Annotated in this window: 22 protein-coding genes; 4 read left to right on the top strand and 18 right to left on the bottom strand. The window is 48.8% G+C overall.

Going from position 1 to position 25,793, the window contains the following annotated elements:
* Positions 1-17 precede the first annotated feature (17 nt).
* From LZD49_RS24420 to LZD49_RS24480, 13 genes are all read right to left on the bottom strand, one after another.
* A complete protein-coding gene (locus tag LZD49_RS24420) occupies positions 18-1,115 on the bottom strand; it encodes an aldose 1-epimerase family protein (protein ID WP_234670300.1) in 1,098 nt (365 codons plus the stop codon).
* 86 nt (positions 1,116-1,201) lie between these two features.
* A complete protein-coding gene (locus LZD49_RS24425) occupies positions 1,202-2,014 on the bottom strand; it encodes an alpha/beta fold hydrolase (RefSeq protein ID WP_234670301.1) in 813 nt (270 codons plus the stop codon).
* Between the two features lie 139 nt (positions 2,015-2,153).
* Positions 2,154-2,981, bottom strand: coding sequence for a sugar phosphate isomerase/epimerase (locus LZD49_RS24430; RefSeq protein ID WP_234670302.1), 828 nt, complete (start codon positions 2,979-2,981; stop codon positions 2,154-2,156).
* 29 nt (positions 2,982-3,010) lie between these two features.
* Positions 3,011-4,060 (bottom strand): ThuA domain-containing protein, encoded by a 1,050-nt coding sequence (locus tag LZD49_RS24435; protein WP_234670303.1) that lies wholly within the window; start codon positions 4,058-4,060, stop codon positions 3,011-3,013.
* Between the two features lie 27 nt (positions 4,061-4,087).
* Positions 4,088-4,939, bottom strand: a complete 852-nt coding sequence (locus tag LZD49_RS24440; RefSeq protein WP_234670304.1) for a sugar phosphate isomerase/epimerase — start codon at positions 4,937-4,939, stop codon at positions 4,088-4,090.
* Between the two features lie 55 nt (positions 4,940-4,994).
* Positions 4,995-5,768, bottom strand: a complete 774-nt coding sequence (locus tag LZD49_RS24445) for a DUF1080 domain-containing protein (protein ID WP_409021348.1) — start codon at positions 5,766-5,768, stop codon at positions 4,995-4,997.
* A 218-nt stretch (positions 5,769-5,986) separates the two neighbouring features.
* Positions 5,987-7,132, bottom strand: a complete 1,146-nt coding sequence (locus LZD49_RS24450) for a glycoside hydrolase family 130 protein (protein ID WP_234670305.1) — start codon at positions 7,130-7,132, stop codon at positions 5,987-5,989.
* A 149-nt stretch (positions 7,133-7,281) separates the two neighbouring features.
* Positions 7,282-7,881 (bottom strand): YceI family protein, encoded by a 600-nt coding sequence (locus LZD49_RS24455; protein WP_409021351.1) that lies wholly within the window; start codon positions 7,879-7,881, stop codon positions 7,282-7,284.
* A gap of 116 nt (positions 7,882-7,997) precedes the next feature.
* The gene (locus LZD49_RS24460; RefSeq protein ID WP_234670307.1) at positions 7,998-8,567 is read right to left on the bottom strand and encodes an alpha/beta hydrolase; all 570 of its coding nucleotides are present in this window, start codon (positions 8,565-8,567) and stop codon (positions 7,998-8,000) included.
* A 25-nt stretch (positions 8,568-8,592) separates the two neighbouring features.
* Positions 8,593-9,678: a formylglycine-generating enzyme family protein gene (locus LZD49_RS24465; protein WP_234670308.1), complete on the bottom strand. Its 1,086-nt coding sequence runs from the start codon at positions 9,676-9,678 to the stop codon at positions 8,593-8,595.
* Between the two features lie 24 nt (positions 9,679-9,702).
* Positions 9,703-11,136: an NAD(P)/FAD-dependent oxidoreductase gene (locus LZD49_RS24470; protein WP_234670309.1), complete on the bottom strand. Its 1,434-nt coding sequence runs from the start codon at positions 11,134-11,136 to the stop codon at positions 9,703-9,705.
* A gap of 5 nt (positions 11,137-11,141) precedes the next feature.
* Positions 11,142-12,713 (bottom strand): sulfatase, encoded by a 1,572-nt coding sequence (locus LZD49_RS24475; RefSeq protein ID WP_234670310.1) that lies wholly within the window; start codon positions 12,711-12,713, stop codon positions 11,142-11,144.
* 202 nt (positions 12,714-12,915) lie between these two features.
* Positions 12,916-13,479 (bottom strand): DUF4142 domain-containing protein, encoded by a 564-nt coding sequence (locus LZD49_RS24480; RefSeq protein WP_234670311.1) that lies wholly within the window; start codon positions 13,477-13,479, stop codon positions 12,916-12,918.
* Between the two features lie 277 nt (positions 13,480-13,756).
* On the opposite strand from LZD49_RS24480, the gene LZD49_RS24485 reads away from it, so the two are divergent.
* The 4 genes from LZD49_RS24485 to LZD49_RS24500 all read left to right on the top strand — a co-directional run bounded on the left by LZD49_RS24485 (position 13,757) and on the right by LZD49_RS24500 (position 18,604).
* Complete coding sequence (locus LZD49_RS24485) at positions 13,757-14,389, top strand: biliverdin-producing heme oxygenase (RefSeq protein ID WP_234670312.1); 633 nt, start codon at positions 13,757-13,759, stop codon at positions 14,387-14,389.
* Positions 14,390-14,403: 14 nt separating this feature from the next.
* Positions 14,404-16,689 carry an ATP-binding protein gene (locus tag LZD49_RS24490; RefSeq protein WP_234670313.1) on the top strand — a complete coding sequence of 762 codons (2,286 nt, stop codon included), beginning with the start codon at positions 14,404-14,406 and terminating at the stop codon, positions 16,687-16,689.
* 168 nt (positions 16,690-16,857) lie between these two features.
* Entirely contained in the window at positions 16,858-17,958 is a 1,101-nt protein-coding gene (locus tag LZD49_RS24495; protein ID WP_234670314.1) for a DNA topoisomerase IB, read from the top strand.
* Positions 17,959-18,136: 178 nt separating this feature from the next.
* Positions 18,137-18,604 carry a PA2169 family four-helix-bundle protein gene (locus LZD49_RS24500; RefSeq protein WP_234670315.1) on the top strand — a complete coding sequence of 156 codons (468 nt, stop codon included), beginning with the start codon at positions 18,137-18,139 and terminating at the stop codon, positions 18,602-18,604.
* 96 nt (positions 18,605-18,700) lie between these two features.
* On the opposite strand, the gene LZD49_RS24505 is transcribed toward LZD49_RS24500, so the two are convergent.
* The 5 genes from LZD49_RS24505 to LZD49_RS24525 all read right to left on the bottom strand — a co-directional run bounded on the left by LZD49_RS24505 (position 18,701) and on the right by LZD49_RS24525 (position 25,698).
* Positions 18,701-19,351: an outer membrane lipoprotein carrier protein LolA gene (locus LZD49_RS24505; protein WP_234670316.1), complete on the bottom strand. Its 651-nt coding sequence runs from the start codon at positions 19,349-19,351 to the stop codon at positions 18,701-18,703.
* Positions 19,352-19,451: 100 nt separating this feature from the next.
* Positions 19,452-22,016: a DNA translocase FtsK gene (locus LZD49_RS24510; protein ID WP_234670317.1), complete on the bottom strand. Its 2,565-nt coding sequence runs from the start codon at positions 22,014-22,016 to the stop codon at positions 19,452-19,454.
* Between the two features lie 43 nt (positions 22,017-22,059).
* On the bottom strand, positions 22,060-23,091 hold the full coding sequence (locus LZD49_RS24515; RefSeq protein ID WP_234670318.1) for a quinone-dependent dihydroorotate dehydrogenase: 1,032 nt from the start codon (positions 23,089-23,091) through the stop codon (positions 22,060-22,062).
* Between the two features lie 193 nt (positions 23,092-23,284).
* Positions 23,285-23,983 (bottom strand): DUF6036 family nucleotidyltransferase, encoded by a 699-nt coding sequence (locus LZD49_RS24520; RefSeq protein ID WP_234670319.1) that lies wholly within the window; start codon positions 23,981-23,983, stop codon positions 23,285-23,287.
* Positions 23,984-24,069: 86 nt separating this feature from the next.
* Positions 24,070-25,698: a beta-N-acetylhexosaminidase gene (locus LZD49_RS24525; RefSeq protein ID WP_234670320.1), complete on the bottom strand. Its 1,629-nt coding sequence runs from the start codon at positions 25,696-25,698 to the stop codon at positions 24,070-24,072.
* Positions 25,699-25,793 lie beyond the last annotated feature (95 nt).

A 25,793-nucleotide genomic window follows, 5' to 3' on the forward strand; every position in this document is an offset into this window, starting at 1 on the left:
TCTTCGCTATACGATTTCTACGACACATTCACCTTCAATTCAAATTCTTCAATCTCCTCCTTCGTCGTCATCACGCTCAATTCCAGATCATATTCCCGTGTCTCTTCCGGTTGCAGGAAAATTAATGTCCCGTCCTCACGTGCTTTGGCCTGACCCGAAAGCGGATGCGTGCTCGGTTCAATGCCAGTTACATATTCCCCTTTGCCCCAATGCTGCCAGTTGGCCAGCCACGGAAGTTGTTCCTTTCTGAATTTCAATGAGACCGCCAACCCAAGTTCACCGTTATGCAGCCCGCAAATGCTGTCGCCGAAAATGTCCGCATCTACATCGATCAATGCCACTTCCTCACCGCTACCAAGGTGCGATTCCAATGGAGCCGGTGCTTTTTTGAATGCATTGCCTTCTTTAAAAATCGTTGCATTCTCGTCGCCAAAGCGCGGGTGCCATTTTCCATTCCAGAGAATGTCAGTGCCCTCGTCGACGAGCGGCCAACCGAAATTGAAATGATATAGTAACATATGCGGCGCTGCGGTATTGGCTTTATTGATTACTTCATCATGAATGCGCAGCTTCGGCTCGCCTAATGTGGCCGAAATCGTACGTTTCAGTTCCAGGCTTGGTCCGAATGGCCGCGTTTCGCGGATAATGCCCGTAATACTCATGTCGTACTTCCCTGCACGCAAATCGGGCTGGATGATGGAAATGATCTCGGCTGGCTGATTGCCGATCAACCCGTGCAAACCGCGGTCGCCATGGCTATCCGATTCCGGGCCGCCCGCGTGCGAAAGACCGCAGGTGGTGAGTAATCCACCGCCGAATGTGCGGAGCCAATCGATGCCTTTGTCGGAGAATGGTTGCGGATAGGTAATACCGCCGTGACTGATCCAGGCCAGACTATGCTGGTTATAAAATGCCTCGGCAATGTCCATCGCCCGGTCGATCACGACTTTGAAGCGCAGCCCGCCGCCCGTGTTGATCCATGCAATGCGGGTACCGCGCCCAGCGCCATTGTCCAGCACCGAAGTCTCGATGCCGCCTACCTGTACGTGGTTCGACACCTTGTTCCTCCAATCTCCTTCTTGCTGCTCAGCGCCTTTCGAATCGTCGATCCCCATTATATCTTAATTAAACTGATAATTGTCTAAACCTCAAAAAGGCGCAAAATGCCTTATTTTAATGCTTTATCCTGATAAAAACGAGATCAGGCAACTGGCACGCTGTTCAGCCAGTTCCTTACGCGTGCATTAAAATCCTCTGTATTTTCAAAATGGAACGCGTGTCCAAGCTTGTCGTACAAAAACAGCTCGGCGCCTGGAATGCCGCTGGCGACCTCTTCGGCCATCCATACCGGCGTAAAAATGTCTTCTTTCCCGCCGATCACCAGGGTCGGCACATTAATCTTGCCCAGATCGGGCAATGCATTATGGTTAATACAAGCAGCAGCTTGCCCTTCCAATCCGTGCAGGGGTTGAGGAAACGGGTTAAAACCATCGATTTTACGACCATTTTCAAGATCTTCATGCTGCTTCGCATCGTCCCATGACGATTTTGAAAAGATCAGCAATTGAATGTATAAACTGAATTCCTCCGGTCTGAAACGTGCCTTGGCATTCATAATATGCTGGAACAAGCCCTTCGCATAATTGTCGCACCGTGCCCAGGGGCACATTAATACGAGCGATTTAACTTTTGCAGGATGACGAATAGCCAATTGCTGCGCAATAGTACTGCCCATTGAACAACCTATCACATTGACATTCTCTAACCCCAACGAATCGAGCAACCCCGCATAATCATCCGCCATTTGCTCGGTCGAGTACGGCCCTGTTGGTTTGTCCGTCAGCCCTACGCCGCGGTTATCGCCAATAATACAGCGAAAATGGTGTTTCCAGTCGGCCACATGCACATTCCACACCGCTCCCGGCGCGGTAATGCCCATAATGAGCAGCAAAGGCTCACCCGAACCGCGTTCTTCGTAGTAAAAGTTGATACCGTTGGTTTTGATCGTAGGCATGGGGTGGGATGCTTTGTTGGTTGGTGATTCCTTTTTGACCGCCGACGGCTGACGACCGACCGCCGATCGGTTGTCTGTTTGTATTTCAAAAAACGTACACGCAATAGGCGGTCCGCGGTCGGCCGTCGGCGGTCATCACTTACCTCAACGCCGGAATCAGATCCTCCTGAATCCATTTTCCATCGTGCAATGTCACAAAATCCGGGTCTTCCAGCGCTTCTTCGCCTTCATCCTCGCAAATGATCCAGCCTTTATAGTTAATGTCTTTAAGCCATTGGGTTACGCCGAGCAGGTCTACTTTACCCTTGCCCATTAATGTAAATTCCGGGTTTCCGTCCCAATCCTTGTAATGCACATGATTGATCAGCGATTGGTATTCCTTCATTTTCGCGAGCGGATCCATGCCGCCGTTGATGATATGGCCTACGTCCGGCGTCCAGCCCGTTGCCGAGGCGTCGAGGCCTTCGAGGACGATTTTATAGTCCTCTTCTGTACGGATAATGGAAGTATGAGGAGAATTGGGGTGATAGCTGCAAGCCACACCTTTGTCGGCAGCACGGCGCGAAACTGTGTTGACAATCTTGACAAGGCGTTGCTGGCGCTCTTCGATATTGTGTCTGCCTGTCGGGATTTGAACGGTATTCAAAACCGCGCCGGGGAATCGTTGCAACACGCGAATGGCGTGGTCGGCTACTTCGCGCTCGCGTTCGTTCTCCTCGGCTTCGTTCCAGTCCAGCGCGAGGGCCAGTGCGGCGAGTTCGATGCCTTGCTCTTTGAGCTTGGCTTCGAGCAGATCAGGGTCCTGGAGATCGCCCATCCAGGTAAAAATGGGTTGAATTCCCGTAAAACCCGCTTTTGCGATGACTTCGATCATGTGTCCTAACCGGCCCTGGTGTGTCTGGCCGCTGTTGCTCATAAACCAGGTGTAAACTTCTGATCCAAAGCGGAATGGGAGTTGCTGAGACATTAATTACTATTTTCAGATAATGATGAATATTACTTCGATTTCTTCTTTACAACTTCCCCCGGCATGATCAGAGAATCCCAGCCAGCCAGATCGGATGGCTTTACATTCGCCTTATAACCATTGAAATTAAAGGTAGATGGTTCGTAAGGTCCGACAAACGCAATATCATTGTCTGGTTTGATTGCGCTCTCCATGCCCATCGCCCAAAACATAGAATTTACCACCATTCTCCTGAACCCATACTCTTTTAAATCTTCCGAAGCACCATGGGTTGTGGTGAATGCACGGCCCTTTTTGCCACCAGCAATTTGATAGTTGCGAGTCCAGGCAACAGGAAGCAATTCCTTCGTAGGATCTGCGGGCGAATCTGCGGTCATGCCGTTCAATACCCGGCCTCTTGCCAAAACACTCCCTTTAGGATAAGCAGTGTAACCTCCTGTATAAACCCACATATCCTTCACACCCCGCATGATCGGGTGATTCTTTTGCGCTTCGTCGATGATGATTCTGGAAGATTGCTTGTGGTTCGTGCCATAATGGGATACCCAGGTTTCACCCAGAATATATTCTCCGAAACCGTCTTTCCATTCCGTTTTCGACCCTTTGTAATTCCAGCCATAATGCGCCCATTTCGGGTCGTTCTTGATATCGAATGCATGGGTGGAGGTACGGAATGCCACGATCGGCCCCCCTCGCTTGACGTAATTGTCGATATGCTGCATTTCACTGTCGCTGAAATGCGCAAACCGCATGAAAAGCACCATCAGGTCGGCCTTGTCGAGCACGTCCAGCCCCTTAACATTGGAACCGCCGGGCAGGATATAGCCGCTGTCATCGAGCGCATACACGACAGTACACGTGAACCCGTACTTTTTAGCCATGATCCGGGCAAGCGCGGGAAGTGATTCTTCGCCGCGATATTCATGGTCTGTGGCAATAAAAACGATGTTTTTACCCACACCCGGCCCTTTGTCGCCTTTGTATACGACCCGGTGTTTCGCGGGATCGTCCTGCGCTCTAGAACCGAAAGTGATCAGTGCAATGCCGAGCACCAGCATCGATTTCAATAGACTTTTCATAAATCCAGACTGGAAAAGTTGGTTTGATCAAAGCCCGTGTTTCAGGCTCATTTCGCGAATAAAACGATAGCCGTTTTCAGCGATATCCCACGGCTCGTTGAATTCCCGCCATACGCCGATCGCATTCGCAAAGCCGGGATCGTTACGTGAAAACGCTTCGATCGTAAGCCATCCGTCATATTTGATTGCCGCCAGGGACGAGAACGCATCGTCCCAGAGTACCTGTCCGGTTCCCGGTGTACCACGGTCGTTCTCGCTGATGTGCACGTGCGCGAGCACCGGCGCGATAGTCTGCAATGCGGTGGAATATTTTTTCTCCTCGATATTGGAATGGTGGGTGTCGAACATCGCCCGTACATTCGGATGGTCGGCGGCTTTCACCAGTTTGAGCAGTTGCTCCATGGTGTTGCACAGGTAGCATTCAAACCGGTTGAGCGCTTCCAATGCAAAGGTGATGTTGGCCTGCGCTGCATAATCGGCGACTGCATGGAGCACTTCCCCAGCCAGTGCATATTCGCGGTCTTCGGCAGGACGGTTTACAAAAATCGTATGTCCGGAATGAAAGGGGCCGCAAATCACTTTGGAATTAACGTCATGAGCACGGTCAACGGCCCATTTGATCTTGTCCAGCGCCTTCTGCCTCACCTCCGCCGACTCGCTCACCGGGTTGTCGTCCCTGCCGAGCGTCATCACTGCGGTGGTTTCCAGGCCTAGGTCCTTCGTAAAATTGCCCATCCGCTGGTAAGCGGCCGCTTCCTGCGGGCCCAAATAAAACTCGACACCGTCATAGCCGATCGTTTTCAGTCTTTCGATAACCGGAAAAAGATCATCCGAAACTGCTGCCGTCCAGGCGAGCACATTAAATCCAATTTTATTCATTATAAAGGCTTTATGCTACAAGCCTTAGGCTATAAGCTTTGCATTAGGAGAAATACTATTGTTTGATGCGCAGGTCTTTGTATTCCACTTTCATCGGTGGGCCTACGTGTACCTGTACACCTAAAAGACCTTTTTTAGCTCCATTTACCGTGTCGTTGTCCGTTACATCACTCATGAGAACACCATTGATGTAATGCTGGAGGTGATTGCCTTTGACAACCAGATGGAATGTGTTCCAGTCTTCGCTTTTAATCAACGTTTTGAGAGAATCTGATTTACCCAGTGAGCCTACCACTTCAAAGCCCGTCCAGGCGTTGGCCTTTACATTCGAGCGGATAGCTTCGGGCGTTTTTTCACCGGTGTATTCTTTGATAACCGTTTTCTGGCCGCGGTAGGCGAGTGTAGTACGCTTGCGTTCTTCGTAATTCTGGCCCGTGTAGTTGTTTTTACCGTCGATGTCGGCCTGGTAACCTTTCAATGCAAATGGCACGTCGGTGAGCTGCTCGCTGCGGTAGTTAATACCCGAATTTCCGGCTGTCGCGATCTTGAATGAGCCCTTCAGTTCGAAATCGCCGGGTTCGCCGCCTTTCCAGATAATGAATGAGTTGGTTTTCAAAAGCGTTTCAGGTGTTATTTCCCCTACAAGAGAGCCGTTTTCGACGCGCCAGTACTTGGGGTCGCCGTCCCAGCCTTTCAATGTTTTCCCATCAAAAATGGATACGAAACCTTTCTCGTCTTTCTCTTTTTTCTGAGCGAAACTGTCGACCTGGAAGGTGAAGGTCATCGCGGCGGCCATCAATAATCCGGCCTTGATAATTCTGAAACTCATTTGGATCTCATTTATAGGTTTAGTGACTTCTGAACAACTGACTTCCCTTATTGTACCGACTATCGGAACATCCACTTCTCTTAAAAAAGCAGAAATTAATATCCAAAAATTCCTAAAAATATCTGATGCACTATCCTGTACTAACCTGCTAGTTGATGTTCCGGCTGGATGGAAGCCTGCGATTAGTAGGTACGAAGTCTGAACTTTGCATCAGCGCGTCAGGGAATCGGGTCGCCGGGGGCTTTAGCGGACGGATCGTACACAGCTACTCCTACGCGCGAATCGGCGCAACCATAGTATAGCAGCCATTTCTTCTTGTAATACACCATTCCTTCAATAAAAACCGTCCCTGCCACATACTGGCCGCTTTTTTCAAAAGGCTCCATTGGTCGGAAAAATGGCGTATCGAGGCGAGCCAGCAATTTAGTGGGGTCATTTTTATCAAAAAGTACCTGGCCGGCGCAATAGCTGTTGGGTGTGAAGCGCTTGTCGCCATCCTCGCCTTTATCATTTTTTCCGTTGTAGAGCAGCACGATGCCTTTTTCGGTGACGATGGCTGGCGGGCCGCATTCGGTGAGATTACTGTCAAAATAGCCTTTGCGAGGCGAGATCAGGTTCACTAATTCTCCTTTATTATCGACAACCGGCTCCCAGTTAACAAGGTCGGTGGAAGAGGCAACATTCACGTTCGCTTCGCCGAAATAAAGCCAGTACTTGCCATTGATCTTCGCAATTACCTGTTTGTCGCCCACCAGTTTGGTTACAATGGAGCCCGATTTTGTCCAGATATTGTTGAACTTACCATTATAAGCCTCTCTAAAAGCGGGCCCGTATTTCTCCCAGGTGAGCAAATCGCGGGACGTCGCTACACCCAGCCGGGCCTTATCTTTGTTCCATTGGGTGTAGATCACCACATAGAGGCCATCTTCCGTTACGGCCACGCGGGGGTCTTCGCAGCCGCCGGGCCATTCATTGGCTTTCTGGCTGTCCTCGGCCGGAAATAATACCGGTTGTTTTCTCCTTTTAAAGCGGATCCCATCCTCGCTCTCCGCATATCCCAGGCGCGAGGTCCGCATTCCAATTGCTTTTCCGGCTTTATCTTCGGCCCGGTATAGTACCACAATCTTGCCGTTTTTTATGGTAGCAGCAGGGTTGAAAGTATCGTTGGACTCCCAATCGATTTCCCGCTTGTTCATCGGGCAGAAGAAGTGTGAGGTGCTGTCCGGTGAAATGACGGGGTTTACGCGGGCGGGCCGTTTGAAACCGCCGAAGGCCCAGTCTGGTAATTTGTTTTCAGTTTGAGCAAATGCCTGTCCCGCCGATATGGATGTGCATATAGCGAGACCTGCGATAAAATTTTTCATAGAATTTCTATCAGTTATCAAATCATATCTTTCAAATATAAAGCATTTCCTTAACTCTCAAATCTTCGCCGAGGGCACTCTATGCCACGCAATAAAAAATCCGGTCTGATCGCTCAAACCGGATTTCATGTCTTTTAAATACTCGCTGATTATTTGTTCGCAACCAGATTTACGTCCAGCGTAAAATCGTTGTCGATCGCCTTGTCACCAAGGTTTTCGAAGAAGTTTGTCGAGCGGAATTTGATGTCGTATTTGGTACGATCGATCGTTACTTTCGCATTGGCAGTCACTTTTTTAGCATCTGCTGTTACAGTCGCAGGGAATTTTACATCCTCGGTAATGCCCTTGATGGTAAGCTTGCCTGTTACATCGTAAGCGTTTCCACCTTTGGGTGTCACCGAAGATATAACCAGTTTCGCCTGCGGGTGTTTTTCAACGGAGAAAAAGTCGTCGCTTTTAAGGTGATTGGTGAGTTTGCCATTCATTTCCTTATCCGTTACATCCGTCACAACGAGCGATTTGATGTCGGCCACAAAACTTCCTCCTTTGAGCTTGTCATTATCAACGACGAGTGTCCCGCTTTCCAGAGGCACAGTTCCGGCATGGGTTCCGGTCACTTTTTTCGCACCCCAGGTTACGCTGCTCGCTTTGGGATCTACTTTCAAGGTTTTGTCCGCAGCACTCTTTCCGGGACCGTTGGCAATAGCAGCAACATTAAAAAGTAAACCAGCTGCTGCGAGTACAAACATTCTTTTCATAATAATTTCAATCGTTTAAAGTGTAGAAGAATTGATTTGAAAGATATAAAGATTTAAAGGGACTATTTAAACCATTAACAGGCTTTAACAATCCCATACGATATTTCTTATAAACGCGTTGCTTCGCTTTCGAGCAATTTCACGCCTTCGAACTGTTCCAATATCTTCTTTCCCTCTGTCCAATCTTGTAGCCCCGAAACGGCATTTATATGCCCTTTTTTGCCAACATTCACAAAATCGCTGCCCCAATTGGCGGCAAATACTTTTGACCGGCCGATCGTCGCATAAATATCGTTGGTGCTGGCCACCACGATGGTTTTGAACGGGATCGTGCGGACGGGTATGGGCGTAAAACCGACCACGAAATTCAACCGTTTCGACAGCTCCGCGTCCGCCGGTGCTACCAGCAATGCACCTTTAATGAATTCAGAACTAAACTCCTGTGCCCAATGCGCTACCGTAATGCAACCCAGGCTATGTGCAACCAATAGGGTCGGTTCGGTGAGTTCGCTGATCTGCTTTTGCAACTGCGCAACCCAGTCGTGCTTCACGGGCCAGTCCCAGTTGACCTGCTGCACGCGGTCGAAATGGTCGGGATATTGTTCTTCCCAAATGGTCTGCCAATGCTGTGGTCCCGAGCTTGCGAGCCCGGGTACGGTCAGAAAGCGCATACTCATATGCATTATAAATTTGATAATCTCCTCATTTTTTATCCATCACGCAACGGAAACCGAGGTTATTGCTTCCGCTGGTGACTTCACCCTTACCACGGCTGCCAGCCTTGTACCGAATGCAATAATCATCACTACAAAGGAATGAACCTCCGCGTTGCACGCGTTTTACCGCTCCCGGTTCGTCCGGGTCATAACTATCGGAAGGCCCTTTCGGGTTTACGGCCGCACTTTTCTGGTAATAGTCGGGGCGGTAGAGGTCCTCACACCATTCCCACACATTTCCGTCCATGTCGTATAGTCCATATGGGTTGGCTGGGAATGATTTGATAGGCGCGGCGGTAAGATAGCCATCTTCCTTTGTATTCTTGTCCGGAAAACTTCCCTGATAAATATTTGCTACCCATTTTCCTTCGGGTTTCAGCTGGTCGCCCCAATAATAGGTATGGTTTCCCTTTCCACCTTGCGCGGCAAACTCCCATTCCGCTTCGGTAGGAAGCCTTTTGCCCGCCCACTTCGCATATGCCGCGGCATCTTCATAGGAGACATGTACCACCGGATAATTTTCGCGTCCCTTGGTCGAGCTGGACGGACCTTCGGGATGCGCCCAGTTGGCGCCCGGCACATAGTTCCACCATTGAAGTGGGTTATCCAGGCTCACACGTGTGGGAGTGGGCGTGAAAACCGCGGAGCCGGGAACCAGCTTATCGGCAGGCACTCCAGGATAGTCGGCGGGGTTCAATGGGCGTTCCGCAATAGTTTTGTAATTGGTTGCTTTTACGAAATCTGCAAATTCAGCATTGGTTACCTCATGGGCGTCGATATAATAGCCATTCACCGTCACTTCGTGCATGGGTCGCGAATCGGGAAACTCGTCGGCACCCATGAGGAATTTGCCGCCAGGGATCCACACCATCCCGGTGCTATCACCAGCGCCCTCCGTCACTAGGCTCGCATTACGGATGGCGGCTGCCCGAGACGGCATACCGTCGGCAATGCACGCCGCCAGACTGTCGGCCTTGCGCTTTTCTTCGGCTGTCTGCTTGTTTCCGCAGCCCCATAACGCCACGGCCACAATTCCTACCAATCCGCAAAAACTTTTTATTGAAAACTCCATATTCCAAAACTCGGTTACGCTTTTTTAAATTTCAACTTTAAAAATATCTCTCAACGCCTGTCGCGCCGCGTGGTATCCGCACATGCCGTGTACGCCGCCACCCGGAGGAGTTGACGATGAGCAGAGGTAAATATCCTTCGCAGACGTCCGGTAGGGTGATATGCTCACAATCGGCCGCGAGTATAACTGCCCAATATCCTGAATGCCTCCATTAATGTCGCCTCCAAAATAATTCGGGTTATATTGTTCAAATGCGCTGGTATTGATGGTATGTTTGGCCTTCACAACGTCCCTGAAACCAGGTGCATAGCGTTCAATCTGGCTTTCGATGGCTTCGGTCATATCGCGGTCGTCGCCGTTGGGAACGTGGCAATAAGCCCATGCCGTGTGCTTGCCTTCGGGTGCGCGAGTGCTGTCGAACAGGCTTTGCTGTGCTACCAGCACAAATGGCTTTTCACTACGCTTTCCACTCCCTACATTCCGTTCGTATCTCACAATTTCTTCCAATGTATTCCCTAAATGCACCGTTCCGGCACCACGGCATTCCTCCCGCAGAAACGGGATCGGCTCGTCGAGCGCCCAGTCGACTTTGAAAATACCCGGCCCGTGGCGGTAGGTCTCCAAACGCTTTTTATAGGTAGAACTCAATCTGCTCCCCGCGATGCGAACTAGCTGCCGGGGCGTCACGTCCATGAATATCGCTTTCGCCGACGGCAGTTCACCTACTGAGCCAACCATCCAGCCCGTCTGTATCTTCCCGCCGAGCGACTGGTAATTGGCCGCCAACGCATCGGCAATGCTCTGGCTTCCTCCAACCGGGATCACCCAGCCTTTTATATGCGCCGCGGCCATGAGCATAATTCCAAATGCCGACGTTGCGATATTGCCGAGCGGCTGGATCGAATGTGCAGCCATCCCGGCCCATAATGCGCGTGCTTCCACCGTTTTGAACTTCGCCGCCGTCCAGGTTGCAGCAGGCAATGCAGCCAATCCAAATCCCGCCAGCCGAAAAGGTTCGTCAGGCCACCGAAGCGGCCCTAGCAAATCAGGCAGCAACTTCAGGATGGATTCGAGCAATTTACCCATCCATTTACGATAAGTATCACCATCCGCACCCAATCGCGCGGCCGTCAATTCCACCGACCTGTCCAGCACCGCTACCCGGCCGCCATCCAGCGGATGCGCTGCGTCGTGGGTCGGTTGAACAAATCGTAATCCAAAATCCGCCAGCGGCAATCCTGCAAAAAAGGGCGACATCAATGCCATCGGATGGATCGCCGAGCAAATGTCGTGGCGATAACCCGGCAATGTAAGTTCCGCTGTCCGCATGCCACCGCCGATCGTTTCCTTACCTTCGATCAGCAGCACCGAAAGTCCCGATTTCTGTAAAGTAATAGCAGCTGCAAGCCCGTTCGGACCGGAGCCGACCACTATCGCATCGTATTCGGTGTTCGCCACGCTAATCAGGGTTTGGCTGTCGCGAGGATTTTCAATGCCTCGTCGTCCTTGTATTCATTCATTAGTGCTTTCAGCTTGTCTTTCAAATCAGCCGTCAGCTTTTCCGTCCCTTTTGTTCCGTAAATATTGGAGACCTCTTTAGGGTCTTTTTGCAAATCATACAACTCCCAGGAATCGGCCCCACCGTAAAAATACGCCAGTTTGTAGCGGCTTGTCCTCAAACCGAAATGCGGGTGGACGTGGTGTGGCTGCGGGAATTCATAATAATGATAATAGGCCTCTTTCCTCCATGGTACCTGTGCAGCATCATTAGCTTTCAGCAATGGGAAAAACGATTTGCCTTGCATATCGGAAGGCGTTTTAACACCGGCAATGTTCAGCACGGTAGGTGCCCAGTCGATATTGACCACGAGGTTGTCCACCTTCGTACCCGGCTTGATCACACCAGGATAGCGGATCAAAAATGGTGTTTTCAATGATTCCTCATAAATAAAGCGTTTGTCGAACCATCCGTGCTCGCCTAAGTAAAAACCCTGATCGGAAGCGTAGATAACGACTGTATTTTTGGATAAACCGCTTTTGTCGAGATAATCGAGCAGCTTGCCGATGTTACGGTCGAGTGAGTTTGCAGTCGAGAAGTAATCGCGGAGGTAGCGCTGAAATTTCCATTCAACCAACGCTTTACCTGTCAGGTTTTTATCCGTTACTTCTTTTGATACCTTGTCATAATACGCTTTGAAAACCTTTTTCTGCTCGGCATTAAGGCGCCTGTATAAAGGATCCGTATCATAATCCACGCCCACTTTCAAATCCAGCTTCATACGCATGGTTTTGTCAATGGTCATATCCTGGTCGGCAGCGGCCTTTCTTCCTTTATAATCATCATAAAAGGTAGATGGCAGTGGAAACGTCACATGATCATAAGCGCCAAGATCCTGCAAATCGGGCATCCATTCGCGATGCGTGGCCTTGTGACCTACGATGAGAAAAAATGGCTTGTTGTTATCGCGCTTTTCAAGCCAGCCTGTTGCAAACTGGGTGATCAGATCGGAAACATAACCGGTATAATGCGTGGTATCATTCGGCTGACCGACGAACTCCGGGTTGTAATAATGTCCCTGGTCGGGCAACACATTCCAGTAGTCAAAACCTGCCGGAAGGCTGTTCAAATGCATTTTCCCAATCCACGCAGTCTGGTAACCATTGTTGCGCAATGTTTCGGAAAGTAACGTCTGACTGGTATCGAACTTTGTCCGGTCGTTACGTTTGTAGCCATTCAGGTGACTGTACTTGCCAGTAAGCAGTGTAGCCCGGCTAGGACCGCATATTGAATTGGTGACAAGGTTATTAGTCAGTAATGCGCCCTCACGCGCAATGCGGTCGATATTCGGAGTTTTTACAATCTTATTCCCATATGCACCAATACCCTGATAGGCGTGGTCGTCGGAAAAAATGAAGATAATATTCGGACGCTGAGCGGTTTGTGCGAAGGAAAACGTGACGGACATTGCCAGCGCTACGAGGCCGGAGAAGGCTGCCAAAGTCAACTTTGCGGAACGGGATAGGGTAACAAACATGAAATACTCTATATAATAGGTAGACAAAATAAACTTATAAAGAATCAATTCGCAAGCGTTTGGCCGGAATTACTTTCCGGCATCGGCAAAACAGCGAGGCTAAAATTACAAATTGATGATCTGTTTTCACTATCTCCTATTTATAAAGCAAAAAGCCCGGAGCGCGATTTCCGTGCTCCGGGCTTTCAAACCATCGGTTAGCTTACTTGGTCTTCTTATTCAATGCCTCTGCCATTTCCAGGTGATGTTTTAAAGTTGGCAGCTTTGCCTCCGCCCAAGCCTTCACATCAGGATCTTTAGCTTCTTTGGCAGCTTCTTCGAATTCGCTGATATCTTCTTTATGGTCGTCTACCATGTAGGAAATATAGGCTTTGTCGAACTCCGCGCCTTTCATTTTAGCCAGGTCGTCATATTTCTTCTGTTTGTCGTCGCTCAGCATCGCCGGTAGCGTGATATTCTTTTGTGACGCCAGTGTTTTGAGTTCTTCGGAGGCTTTCGAATGTTCGGTTACCATGGTTTGGCCAAACTTCTTAACATCTGCGTTGGCCGCGTTTGTCTGCGCCAGTTCGCCCAGTTGAACTTCGATTAAACTACCGTCCGCAGCTGCTACTGCAAACTCCGCATCATCTTCTAGATTGGTCGTGTCCAGTTTTGCCTCATTTTGCTCTTCGGCAACTTCCTTTGTGTCCTCTGTTTTATTACTATTACAGGCTGTGAACGCCATCACAGTGGCGAGCATCAGAACACTTAATGTGATCTTTTTCATATTTAGTTTTCATTTTTTGATGGTTAAATCCAATAAATCAAAAAAGCATGCCACTGAACAAGTTTTCAAACACTTTTCGACCCTGCCGCATAGTAGTTGTGAGAATCTTCGTACAGCATCGGGCAAGTTTGTATATTTAAGAACCGACCAGCTTTCACAACTTGGTCGGAATGATGAGAAAATGCCTGCGGTAACGGGCAGGAACATCAGCGCCAGAGGGGTTGGAACAATTTTTGATAACCGCTTAATCCTTACAGATTTTCAATTTGCATTCAGTATGAGTGAAGCGACTGCTTTCAACACGGAGCAAGACTTATTTTTCAAACAATTAAGACAAGAGACAGCGGAAAGCCACAAAAAACTGGAAGATAACCCGCTTTCTAAAGCCATACTCACCCCCTCCGTTTCTATTCAGGACTATCAGGCCTACCTTACTGCCCTGTACGGAGTGACCATTGCATGTGAGGATCAGATATTTCCTGCCATTCTCCACATTGTCAGTGAGTTGCCAGAACGCCGTAAATCGCGGCTGATTATAGAAGATTTGCTGGCAACTGGCTGTTCTGAGTCTCAGATCGTTGCTTTGCCTGTATACCGTTTTCAATTTTCTTCCGTTGCCGAAGCGCTGGGCATTATGTATGTGCTGGAGGGTTCGACACTCGGCGGAAAGATCTTATACCGGCATATCCACGAAGTGCTTGGGCTGACGCCTGAAAACGGTGCTTCCTATTTCTGGGGATATGGTACGCAAACAGGGAACCTGTGGAAAAGTTTCATCTCGTCGCTTACTCAATTTGTCGACCAGACAGGAGAACGGGACGCGGTGATCGACAGCGCAAAAAGAACTTTTACTATCATCGACAATTGGCTCGACCAGATGGCTCGGCCAGACGGGCGCATCCGGTCGTAACTGATTTCAGGAAGATGAATATTAAGGACATCGTAAATCGTGACATTGTCAATCTGACAAATTGCGAAAGTGAACCCATCCATATCCCGGGGAGTATCCAGCCCCATGGTTTCTTGCTGGGCATCAAAAAAGGTGAATCGCGTATTGAATTTTGCAGCGCCAACAGCGCCGACTTTATTGCGATTACTCCGGAACAAATCCTTGGCAAACACATCCGGGATATTTTTTCGGATGAGCAAGCTTCCGCCTTCGCACATTACGTTGGAAAGGATGTGATCGACTCCGCTCAGCCATTCGTGTTTTCGCTCAATGGAACGTCGTTCAACACCACCGTTCATCAGGTAGGCGGCAATGTGATCATGGAACTCGAACCATTTCCTGATGGTACATTACATTTGCCTAACCTCTATAATCAGACCCGAAATTTTGTGTCGATCTTAGAGAGATCGAGCGGCTTATCGCACCTCTGCCAGGAGATCGCCGACGAAACGCGGGTCATTACCGGTTACGACCGTGTGATGATTTACCGATTCGACGAGGAGTATAACGGCGAGGTGATCGCGGAAAGCAAAAGGGACGATCTGATTTCATTTGCCAACCAGAAATATCCGCATACCGACATCCCGGTGCAGGCACGCGAACTGTACATCCGTAATCCGTTGCGCATGATCGCGGACATCAGCTACACCCCCGTACCGCTACTGACGATCGACGATTCTTCGGATAAAAGCAATCATTCGCTGGATCTCAGCCATTCGATCCTGCGGAGCGTGTCGCCCATTCACGTCGAATACCTGAAAAATATGGGCGTTGGCGCGACGCTGACGATTTCACTGCTTCAAAATCAAAAGCTGTGGGGCCTCATTGCATGCCACCATTATTCACCCAAAATATTACCGCACTATACACGCCTTTCCGCATTGTTGCAAGGAAATTTCCTGACGTCCCAGATCGCAGTGCGTGAAGTGGCGGAGGAATTCAATCTTGGCGAGGAGGTGGACAAAGCCCTTGTGGAGTCATTGACGGCACTACATGAGACCGAAAATTTTATGGAAGCTTGCCATCAGTCGCCTTCGCTGCTGAAACTGGCCAATGCTACCGGAGCCGCCATTTTTTATAGCGGGACGATCTATACCAACGGCAACGTTCCGGATGAGCAGGCCCTTTTAAAACTATTTGCATTCCTGGCCGATGCCTACCCGAATAAAGCTTTTGCAACTGACCAGTTAATCAACATGTATCCCGACGCCCGCGATATTTCAAAATATGCAGCAGGTATCATTTATCACTCCATGGTATCCGGGCAGGATGGCATTCTCTGGATGAGACAGGAGAAAATCGAAACCATCAACTGGGCAGGCAATCCCGACAAAGCTGTTGTAAAAAACGAGGACGGCGTACGGCTTTCGCCGCGCAAATCATTCGAACTGTGGATGGAAATCGTCAAAAACAAAAGCTTGGCATGGAGAAAATCAGAGGTCAATGCGGCTTCCAGCTTTTCCTATGCATTGCAAAAACATATCAATTATCAAATAATCAGGACACAAGAAGATAAAAACAGGGCTCTCAATGAAAAATTGCGGCTTGCCAACAAGGAGCTCGCCAATCTTAACTGGATTTCGACCCATGACCTGAAAGAACCTTTAAGAAAGATCCAGATTTTCGCTAGCAAAGTCCTTGACCGGGAAGACCCGGATCTGTCTATGCAAGTAAAGGACTCTGTGGAAAGAATGCGTTTGGCCGCCGAGAAAATGCAATTGTTAATCGAGGACATTCTGACTTATTCGAAAGCAGGTAGTATGGAACAGGTTTTTGCCATGACAGACCTGAATGAAGTGCTACGGAACGCCCTAGCCGAGTTGCAGGATGACATCGACGAAAAACGAGCTATTATCCGCACGGAAGACTTGCCTGCTCTCGAGATTATCCCATTTCAGATGCATCAGTTGTTCATTAACCTGATCGGCAACGCGCTCAAATTTGTAAAACACGGCGAACAACCCCAGGTCTCAATAACCGTATCGATGGTCGACGGAGCCAACATTCCGCAGGCGAATGCACCCTCCGGCTGGCAATATCATGCAATTGCCTTCCTCGACAATGGGATTGGCTTTGAAAAGGAATACGAGCACCGGATTTTTGATATTTTCCAACGCCTGAACCCGGCTCACAAATACCCGGGCACGGGCATCGGGCTGGCGATCTGCAAAAAAATTATGGAAAACCATCAAGGGTTTATCGGCGCTACTTCCGTGCCTGACGAAGGTTCCGTTTTCACCATCTATTTCCCGTTAAATTAAGGGCCGGTAAGTGAGTACATACTTCCTCAGCTACATCGCATGCGCGCTCGGGCTGGGGATTTTTATTTTGTCAAAATCTGCAAAATGCCGTTTACGAACGGAATGGCCTGCTGGCAAAATCTGGTATTAAATTATTATGAACTGTGGTGCAAACAAACTGTAAACCGCATGTCAGTAGCCGCAGCCATTGAAGTACCGGCAGAGGAACCCGTTCTTACCGCCCAACAATTTAAAAAGCTTAGAAAAAACCCAGCACTGACCGCCGAAGCGGCAGGGCTTCATTATGTACAGTCGGCCAATGCGCCGGGATTTTTACGCAAAGGCAAAGCACCGAAGTTTTATTACGCCGATCAGGAAGGCAACCGATGCAAAGACCCGCAGGCGATCAAGCGTATCAAGTCGCTCGTGCTGCCCCCAGCCTGGACGGAAGTATGGATCAGCAACGACCCAAATGCACATTTGCAAGCAACCGGCATCGATGCCGCCGGTCGGAAGCAATACCGGTATCACCCCTACTGGAACCTCATCCGCAACCAGACCAAGTATTATAAACTGCTTATATTTTCCGAAGCATTACCCGCATTACGTGAACAGGTGGAACATGATCTCAGAAAACGAGACTTCGATTCAGCGAAAGTCATTGCGCTGGTGATCAAGCTGATGGATAAAACGTGTATTCGGGTTGGCAACCAGCGCTACAAAGTCCGGCACGGCTCGTCCGGCATCACCACACTGGACTCCCGCTGCGCTACCGTTACCGGGAGCACCATCAGGTTTATGTTTACAGGTAAAAAAGGCATTAAGCAGGACATCACCTTGCGTGACAAGCAGCTGGCTCGCCTTGTGAAACAATGCAAGGAAATGCGGGGGAAACGGCTGTTTCAATATGTTAATGAAAATGGTGGCAGATGTGCGCTAAATGCGCAGCAGGTGAATGACTATATTCGTCGCTACACGGGTGCGAACTTCTCGGCCAAGGACTTCCGGACGTGGATGGGTACAGTCACCGCATTCGAATATCTTAGTCATCAGGAAAAAGCAGGCTCACAACGACAATTAACGCGTGTCGTGAACACCTGTCTCGATGCCGTGGCGACGCATTTAGGCAATACGAGGGCGGTTTGCAAGAAATACTATGTACATCCGGCCGTTTTCAGAGCGTACGAAAACAACCGTATCCAGCGCTTCATGAACAAGCAAGTCGAAGAAGCCGCCTACTTTTCCGAAACCGAACAACATGTGCGGGCGCTGCTCACCCGTCCGTCTTGAATTTGATGACATTCAGAAGCATATACGCTTGGACCGACGGGCAATAACTCCCACATAAGGAATGCCAAAAACGCTTAAACCAGCTTTCCAGGGCAATTTTGGAAAAATGGCACAGCATTTGAAAGTAATGCAACTGATTTCAAACTAAAAGTGTCACAAACTTTAACAACAAATAATCATGGAAACCAATGAAAATCTGATTGAAGTATTAAATGACCTGATCAGGATTAACAATGATCGTGTAGATGGTTATGAAAGAGCACTTGCAGAGGTTGAAGATATAGATGTGGACCTGAGAGGGATCTTTCAGAAAATGGCTAATGAAAGCCGCGAGAATATCAACGAACTAAGCGCAGAGATCCGTAACCTTGGCGGTGAAATTGTAACAGGAACTACTGCTTCTGGTAAGATTTATCGTGTATGGATGGATATTAAGGCAACCTTCACCGGCCACGACCGTACTTCGGTACTGGAAAGCTGTGAATATGGTGAAGATGCCGCGCAAGAGGCTTACGACGATGCGCTTGCCACTGATGCAGACCTGCCGGTAGATATTCGCCAGATTATCGCTAATCAAAAAGCAGAACTACTTGAATCGCACAATCTGATTAAGAAATACCGTGACCTGCACCAGGCAGTTAATTAAGAAGCTATATATAACGCGTATAAGAAAATGGGTGAGACCGAAAGGCTCACCCATTACTTTTGATGTTATTTATCCAATGATGTTACTTATCCAAAATTATCTCAGATCCACCACTTCGACTCCCGGATATTGCTTGGCATTAAAAGCGAAGAAGTTATCTGCGACGTTCACATCAGCAACAAACTGGTCTACTTTGTAGGTAACTTCCTGTCCGTTTTTCTGGAAAATTTTCCAGCTGGCGATCGACTTATCAGCTTTATTCACCTCAATCTGCACCTTGTCGACCTGGCTGCTTTTATTGGTCGAGGTCAATTCAACCACTTCCAATGCCTTACCAGCTTCCTGTTTCTCCTTTACAAATGCTGACTTAAAGCCTTTTTTGTATGCAGTGTAAATTTTGGTCGGATCCAGATCGCCGCCCGTGGTGGGGTCGAAATCCTGCAAATTCACTTCGTTGGTTTCTTTAATGTAAGTCGCCATTAATTTGCCATCATTAAAGATCTCCTGACCTGCCATCTTCAACCGAAACTTCGTGCCCTTTACGGTCGCTTCTCCTTTCAGGGGCTTTTCTCCTTTACTAATATAGGTAAAAAGCGCTTTGAAGGATTTGATCTTCTGATACTTGCTGCTCATGGCATTGAGGATCTCCGATGATTTTTTATCACCCTGCGCCTGTGATTCAAAGGGGTTTAAAAGGGAAATCGCTATGATCAAAAGCAGACACGCACTATTCTTTAAATTTCTCATATACAATTATTTAATTCTTAATGGGTTTATAAAAACGGGGTTTTAAGTGAGATTCTTGAAATTTTAGACGCTGGAAACTTTCGAAGGTTTAATGCCTATTCTAATTTACTCCCATCACTCGCAGATGCTCTTCCAACATATTCAGGTCGTGGAACATCACGTCGCGCGCTTTGCTGCCTGTAAATGGCCCTACAACCCCTAACACTTCAAGCTGGTCCATAATACGGCCTGCCCGGTTGTACCCCAGTTTCATCTTCCGCTGGATCAACGATGTGCTTCCTTGCTGATGCGTCACGATTAGCCGGGCGGCATCTGGCAACAAAGTGTCAAAATCGTCCGGGTTAAGCTCCGCTTTGCCTTCCGCTGCATCCTCACCTTCATATTCAGGCAGTGCATAGGCTTCATCATAACCGCGCTGCGCGCCAATGTATTCACAAATATCCTCGATCTCGCGCGTGTCGATGAACGGACATTGTAAGCGGATAACCTCAGAGTTGATTGCCAGCAACATATCACCCTGACCCACCAGCTGTTCTGCACCGCCCATATCGAGGATCGTGCGCGAATCGATGCTGGACGTCACCCTGAACGACAGACGCGCCGGGAAGTTGGCCTTGATCAAACCCGTAATAACCTTCACCGAAGGCCGTTGCGTAGCCACTACAAGGTGAATACCAACCGCACGGGCGAGCTGTGCTAAGCGGGCGATCGGCGTTTCGACCTCTTTGCCTGCCGTCATCATCAGATCTGCCAACTCATCGATCACCAGCACGATGTACGGCAGGAAACGGTGGCCCTTTTCGGGGTTTAGCCTTCGGGCCGCAAACTTCGTATTGTATTCCTTCAAATTCCGTACCGCGGCCTCTTTTAGCAGGTCGTAGCGCGAATCCATTTCGATACATAATGAATTAAGTGTGAATATTACCTTCTTAGTATCGGTAATAATCGCCTCCTCGGCGTTCGGCAGCTTGGCCAGAAAATGTCTTTCCAGCTTATTGAAAAGCGTTAATTCTACCTTTTTAGGATCAACGAGAACAAATTTGAGCTCCGCGGGATGCTTTTTATAAATTAAAGAAGCCAGAATGACGTTCAACCCCACCGATTTACCCTGACCGGTCGCACCGGCCATGAGCAAGTGTGGCATTTTAGCCAAATCGGCGATGTGAATATCGTTTGAAATGGTTTTACCTAAAACAATCGGCAAATCGTAGTTCGATTTCTGAAAACGCTCATTGGCCAGTACCGACCGTGCAAATACTGTCTCCCGATTCTTGTTCGGCACCTCGATCCCGATCGTTCCCCGGCCAGGCATAGGCGCGATGATCCGGATGCCCAATGCCGCAAGGCTCAATGCGATATCCCCTTCCAGGTTTTTGATCTTCGAAATCCGCACGCCGGCTTCCGGAATGATCTCATACAGCGTTACGGTGGGGCCGATGGTCGCCTTAATTTTGGAGATATTAATACCATAACTGCCCAGCGTATCGACAATCTTGGTTTTATTGCTTTCCAGTTCTTCCTGACTTACTTTTTCATGCTGATTTTCAAAAACTTCATTCAGCAGATCGATGTTCGGGAATTGATAGGAAGGCAAGTCGAGCATTGGGTCGTACTGACCAAATTCTCGTAGAATTGACGCATTGACATCCTCATCCTCAAACTCTTCTTCCACTACTTCTGTTACGTGCGTCGTGTCCTCCACTTCGAGTTCCAACAAGGGCTCAGACGGCGCGGCAGAGACTTCCATGGGCATTACCGGAAGTTCAACTGCTGCGGAGGCGGCCGGAACATGGGGAACAGGGCGCGTAACCGGCAATACCACAGCCGGATGAGGCACCACCTGCGGCGTTTCTTCTTCGGCTTCGAGATCAGGCTGCCCTTCGGACGCCATCACTTCATCATCGTAAGTATCGTTAACTACCGAGACAAACTTGCTTTCAGCAGCGGCACCTGCTTCGGATCCCGTTTGCGGAATCGCTCCTTCGAGGTCACCCTCCGGTGCGATTTCCGGCCTGGCATGTTTGGCCTGCCACGATTCATATCGGTCACGAACGTCATAAAAAAATACGGCAAATACGAACAATGCAAACAGGATCGGCAGAATGCTACCCCATTTGAGCCAGTCAAAAAACATTATATTGGTCTGATAACCAAAGCCACCCGAGAGAAAGCTCAGCGTATTCTCGTTGTCGCTCATGAGCACGACATAACCCATCAGCACACTTACCCAAAGTGTGAAAAAGATCGCTTCCTTGGTCGTTTTGCTTAAAGGCAGTATTTCCCTGCCAAAGGCCATTTTCCAACCCGCCACAAATGGCACAAGCGGCAGCAGCAAGGCGCCGATGCCAAACCAGCGATACACAAAAATATGGGATACCACTGCGCCGAGTACACCCAGGAAATTGCGTGTCTGTCGGCCTGCGTCACGGATCGATTGATGCCCCAGACCATCCAGAACACTCTGATCGGAGAGCCCTGTGATGATATAAGAGAAAAATGACGTTTCCAGGATCAATGCCAGGATGATAAAGAATGTGCCCCAGGCCAATGTATTCTTTGGGCTGGTGAAAATGTGCTCCCAGTCAAGGGATACACGAAAACGGGGAGCGGCGGCCTCCTCCTGTTTTGGGCGCTGTGTGTTACCTCTTGGCTTGTTGACTGACATTTATTTCAATTCCGGGAATGCGTGAAGTGCTGTGTTTCTGATTTTACTTTCTGACCAATGCCTTGCAGATCCTGCTGACCACACCGGGCCCTTCGTAAATAAAGCCGGTATAAAGCTGAATCAGGCCGGCCCCTGCGTTTATTTTTTCCAAAGCGTCTCCGGGAGTGGCGATACCGCCGACTCCGATAACGGGAAAAGCATGATTGGATTGTTCGCAAAGGTAACGAATTACTTCCGTTGAGCGATGTGTCAGCGGGGCTCCGCTCAAACCGCCTGCTCCTATTTTCTCAACTACCGACCGGTCGGTAGTGAGGCCTTCCCGGCTGATCGTCGTGTTAGTTGCTATCACCCCTGCAATGCCGGTTTCCTTTACAATATCAATAATATCGTCCAATTGGCTGGTCGTCAGGTCTGGTGCGATTTTGAGAAAAATCGGCTTCGGGTTAGTCCTTTCGAGATTTCTGGTTTGTAATTCCTTCAAGATTTCAGTTAATGGCCCTTTCTCCTGCAAATCGCGCAAGCCAGGCGTATTGGGTGAGCTTACATTCACTACAAAGTAGTCCACCACCTCAAACAGCTCCCGGAAGCAGATCAGATAATCACTCAGCGCCTGCTCATTAGGTGTGTCTTTATTCTTGCCAATATTCCCTCCTACCAGAATTTTAGACTTCCGTGTAGCCAACTTCGCCGCAGCCACCTGCACGCCCTTGTTATTGAAGCCCATGCGGTTGATCAGCGCCTTATCTTTTTTGAGGCGGAACAAACGCGGCTTATCATTCCCCGGCTGCGGGCGTGGCGTCAGCGTCCCGATCTCGATATACCCGAAACCCAATGCTTCCAGCTGGTCCACCATTTCGGCATTCTTATCAAACCCTGCGGCCAATCCTACCGGATTGCGAAACCGCAAACCAGCCACCTCCTGTACCAGATCGGGATGTTCATAAGTATAAAGCGCCCGGATGATCCGCGGCACCAAAGGGATTTTAAAAGCGATATGCAGCACTTCGCACACAAAATAGTGAATGCGTTCAGCGTCAAACAGGAAAAGTATAGGGGAGATCAGGATCTTATACATCCTGCAAAAATAGAATGTTTCGCAGGAAGGCGCGGGCGGGTTGGGGAATTTATTTTATGTCTTGCGATCGCAATTCTCCCAGAAACTGCTCCCAAGTCTTAGCTTTTATTTTTCCTTCTTCAATCAACTTTACTTCGGCAAGTCCTTTTTTATACTCTCTGCGATATCCATGGCAGTGAGTTTGTTCTTTTTGTTATTTAGTGTCATCGGCCCCCTTTGGTTTCATTGCCATTTTCTCCAACAGTTCATCAATCATGATCACATCTTGAAGGTCTTTCGGACGTCGGGCAAGTATTTTAACTTCCCGAAGATCGTTGATGTGGATGAAGTAAATTTTGATACCCTCCTTAGTAACAAATTCGTTTGCCCGCGATCGGCAACTATCATATTCAATCCTAAAATGAACAATAGTAAGAACATCGATAGGACCTGCCAAACGCAAATGCTGGGCGTTACAGAAGTTCACCTCTTCTAATCTGGCAAGTTCGTATTCATCGTATTCAAGCGCCAACAAGGTGTTAATGAGTTTCTGCTTATTCTCATTTGTGGGGCGAACCCAAACATCTGCATCCTGTGTATACCGGGCTATGCCGTTCATGGCAAGCGCTAGCCCGCCAATGAGCATGTATTCAAGGTCGTTTTCGGCAGCTGCGTTAACAAACTTTAAAAATTCTACATCTTCAACGTCCATAGGCTTAGAAAAAATCAATTTGATGGATGCTTCGGGATAAACCATATCCTCACCAATTTCTTGAAAAAGCGCCTTATGGAACCTACGCAGCTTCCAATAAGCTTCGAATCGCTCTTCAAGAGTGGTTTTGATGTTTAATTCCAGTTGGTCTTGATCAAGCTCCTCAAACGACCCGAAGACCTTTATCTTTTTCCTTTCCATAGTTGAACGTTGCCTGTTAACAAATATAAACAATAAAAGCACCCCGCCACCGCGGGATGCTTTTACCAATGTGCAAACTAACGCAACTACTTCTTCTCCGGCCAGACGTACTCGAACTTGCCGTTGATCGGCGCGCCGAAGTAGTTGACGCCCAGGAAATCGAGGCGCTTCTTGTGGATTTCAAGTCGTTTGCTGAAATCTTCGAAGTTCCTGCCTTCTTTGGAAGTCCAGCCCACTTCGGCCAATGCGGTGGCGCGCGGCCATACCATATATTGTACGTAAGCAGGGGTTTTCATGTACTCCGTCCATACGTTACCCTGCACGCCAAGGATATGTTTCGCTTCGTCGGCTGAAAGATCGGCCGGCGTTGGTTCGAAGGAATAGGACTTAGCCAGGTCGGTGAAACCGCCAAAGGCCACTGGTTGGGTTTTGGCATCCGCCTGGTAATGGTCAAGGTAGCAAAAGCCGCCAGGCGTCATAATCACGTCGTGACGTTCTTTTGCTGCTGCTATGCCGCCCTCAATACCACGCCAGCTCATCACGGTCGCATTAGGCGACAGGCCGCCTTCGAGGATTTCGTCCCACCCGATCATGCGGCGGCCTTTTGCGGTGATGAACTTGTCGATGCGCTTGATCACATAGCTTTGCAAGCCGTGTTCGTCTTTCAGGTTTTCTTTCTGAATCAGGTTTTGTGCAAAACGGCTTTCTTTCCACTGTACTTTCGGGCATTCGTCGCCGCCGATATGAATATATTTGCTTGGGAAAAGATCGATTACCTCAGTCAACACGTCTTCCAGGAACTTGAAAGTTTCTTCCCTCGGCATAAAGACGTCGTCATAAACGCCCCATTTGGTTCCGGTTTCGTAGATTTTGTCAGGATTATTCCCCAATTGCGGGTAAGCAGCAAGCGCAGCCAAAGCATGGCCCGGCATTTCAATTTCAGGAATGACATTTACAAAACGATCCTCCGCATATTTGATCACCTCTTTGATTTGCTCCTGTGTATAGAAACCTTCATAAGGGGTACCATCGAATTTCTGGTCTCTGTAATGTCCCTTCATCGTTTGTTTACGCTTTGAACTGATCGTTTTCAGTTCCGGATACTTTTTGATCTCGATGCGCCAGCCCTGGTCGTCGGTAAGGTGCCAGTGGAACTGGTTTTGTTTGTGCAAAGCGATCAGATCGATGTATTTTTTGACAAATTCAATTGGCATGAAATGACGGCAAACATCGAGCATCAAACCACGGTAAGCATAGCGAGGCACATCTTTGATGGTCACGCAGGGTATCGTCCATTTGACACCGGCAACCGGCGTTTCACTAAAAACTTCGGCAGGAAGCAGTTGCAGCAATGTCTGAACCCCGTAGAATGCACCTTTCGCGGTTTGGGCTTGTATCGTCACACCTTTGGATGTCGACAACAAGTGGTAACCCTCCTCGCCAAGGCTTGCGTCCGAGGAAATGACAAGCGAAATATCGGCCTTCCCTTTCACGGTTTGCGGAGTGTTGCCTGTTGCTTTGCCCAATTGCGCAGCCAGCATTTGAGCCACATGCGACCATTTGGCATCGGCGGGCGCTCCGATCTTGGTTTTGGCTTTCAGCGTCCACTCGCCCTTGGCGGTCAGGACCTGGGTAGGTTTGGGGATTACGTTAACCTGCGCTGATGCATTTTGCATAAACACACAGCAGATCAACCCGAAAAGGAAACTTTTCATGAAGTGTGAAAACGGATTATTAAAATTATTTAAGAATACTGCAAGTTAACGTGTTCCCATTTTAAAATTCTGTTGTTCTTAAATTTTTTATAATT

Source organism: Dyadobacter sp. CY261 (genome assembly GCF_021440085.1).
Classification (GTDB): Bacteria; Bacteroidota; Bacteroidia; order Cytophagales; family Spirosomataceae; genus Dyadobacter.

What these genes read in the sequence shown, in the direction of transcription:
- LZD49_RS24480 (WP_234670311.1), bottom strand. Translation starts at nt 13,479, where the DNA reads ATGAAAAAGATCACATTAAGTGTTCTGATGCTCGCCACTGTGATGGCG.
- LZD49_RS24475 (WP_234670310.1), bottom strand. Translation starts at nt 12,713, where the DNA reads ATGTTTGTTACCCTATCCCGTTCCGCAAAGTTGACTTTGGCAGCCTTC.
- LZD49_RS24520 (WP_234670319.1), bottom strand. Translation starts at nt 23,983, where the DNA reads ATGGAAAGGAAAAAGATAAAGGTCTTCGGGTCGTTTGAGGAGCTTGAT.
- LZD49_RS24465 (WP_234670308.1), bottom strand. Translation starts at nt 9,678, where the DNA reads ATGGAGTTTTCAATAAAAAGTTTTTGCGGATTGGTAGGAATTGTGGCC.
- LZD49_RS24420 (WP_234670300.1), bottom strand. Translation starts at nt 1,115, where the DNA reads ATGGGGATCGACGATTCGAAAGGCGCTGAGCAGCAAGAAGGAGATTGG.
- LZD49_RS24525 (WP_234670320.1), bottom strand. Translation starts at nt 25,698, where the DNA reads ATGAAAAGTTTCCTTTTCGGGTTGATCTGCTGTGTGTTTATGCAAAAT.
- LZD49_RS24450 (WP_234670305.1), bottom strand. Translation starts at nt 7,132, where the DNA reads ATGAAAAATTTTATCGCAGGTCTCGCTATATGCACATCCATATCGGCG.
- LZD49_RS24430 (WP_234670302.1), bottom strand. Translation starts at nt 2,981, where the DNA reads ATGTCTCAGCAACTCCCATTCCGCTTTGGATCAGAAGTTTACACCTGG.
- LZD49_RS24435 (WP_234670303.1), bottom strand. Translation starts at nt 4,060, where the DNA reads ATGAAAAGTCTATTGAAATCGATGCTGGTGCTCGGCATTGCACTGATC.
- LZD49_RS24485 (WP_234670312.1), top strand. Translation starts at nt 13,757, where the DNA reads ATGAGTGAAGCGACTGCTTTCAACACGGAGCAAGACTTATTTTTCAAA.
- LZD49_RS24515 (WP_234670318.1), bottom strand. Translation starts at nt 23,091, where the DNA reads ATGTATAAGATCCTGATCTCCCCTATACTTTTCCTGTTTGACGCTGAA.
- LZD49_RS24505 (WP_234670316.1), bottom strand. Translation starts at nt 19,351, where the DNA reads ATGAGAAATTTAAAGAATAGTGCGTGTCTGCTTTTGATCATAGCGATT.
- LZD49_RS24510 (WP_234670317.1), bottom strand. Translation starts at nt 22,016, where the DNA reads ATGTCAGTCAACAAGCCAAGAGGTAACACACAGCGCCCAAAACAGGAG.
- LZD49_RS24445 (WP_409021348.1), bottom strand. Translation starts at nt 5,768, where the DNA reads ATGAGTTTCAGAATTATCAAGGCCGGATTATTGATGGCCGCCGCGATG.
- LZD49_RS24455 (WP_409021351.1), bottom strand. Translation starts at nt 7,881, where the DNA reads ATGTTTGTACTCGCAGCAGCTGGTTTACTTTTTAATGTTGCTGCTATT.
- LZD49_RS24490 (WP_234670313.1), top strand. Translation starts at nt 14,404, where the DNA reads ATGAATATTAAGGACATCGTAAATCGTGACATTGTCAATCTGACAAAT.
- LZD49_RS24500 (WP_234670315.1), top strand. Translation starts at nt 18,137, where the DNA reads ATGGAAACCAATGAAAATCTGATTGAAGTATTAAATGACCTGATCAGG.
- LZD49_RS24425 (WP_234670301.1), bottom strand. Translation starts at nt 2,014, where the DNA reads ATGCCTACGATCAAAACCAACGGTATCAACTTTTACTACGAAGAACGC.
- LZD49_RS24460 (WP_234670307.1), bottom strand. Translation starts at nt 8,567, where the DNA reads ATGAGTATGCGCTTTCTGACCGTACCCGGGCTCGCAAGCTCGGGACCA.
- LZD49_RS24495 (WP_234670314.1), top strand. Translation starts at nt 16,858, where the DNA reads ATGTCAGTAGCCGCAGCCATTGAAGTACCGGCAGAGGAACCCGTTCTT.
- LZD49_RS24440 (WP_234670304.1), bottom strand. Translation starts at nt 4,939, where the DNA reads ATGAATAAAATTGGATTTAATGTGCTCGCCTGGACGGCAGCAGTTTCG.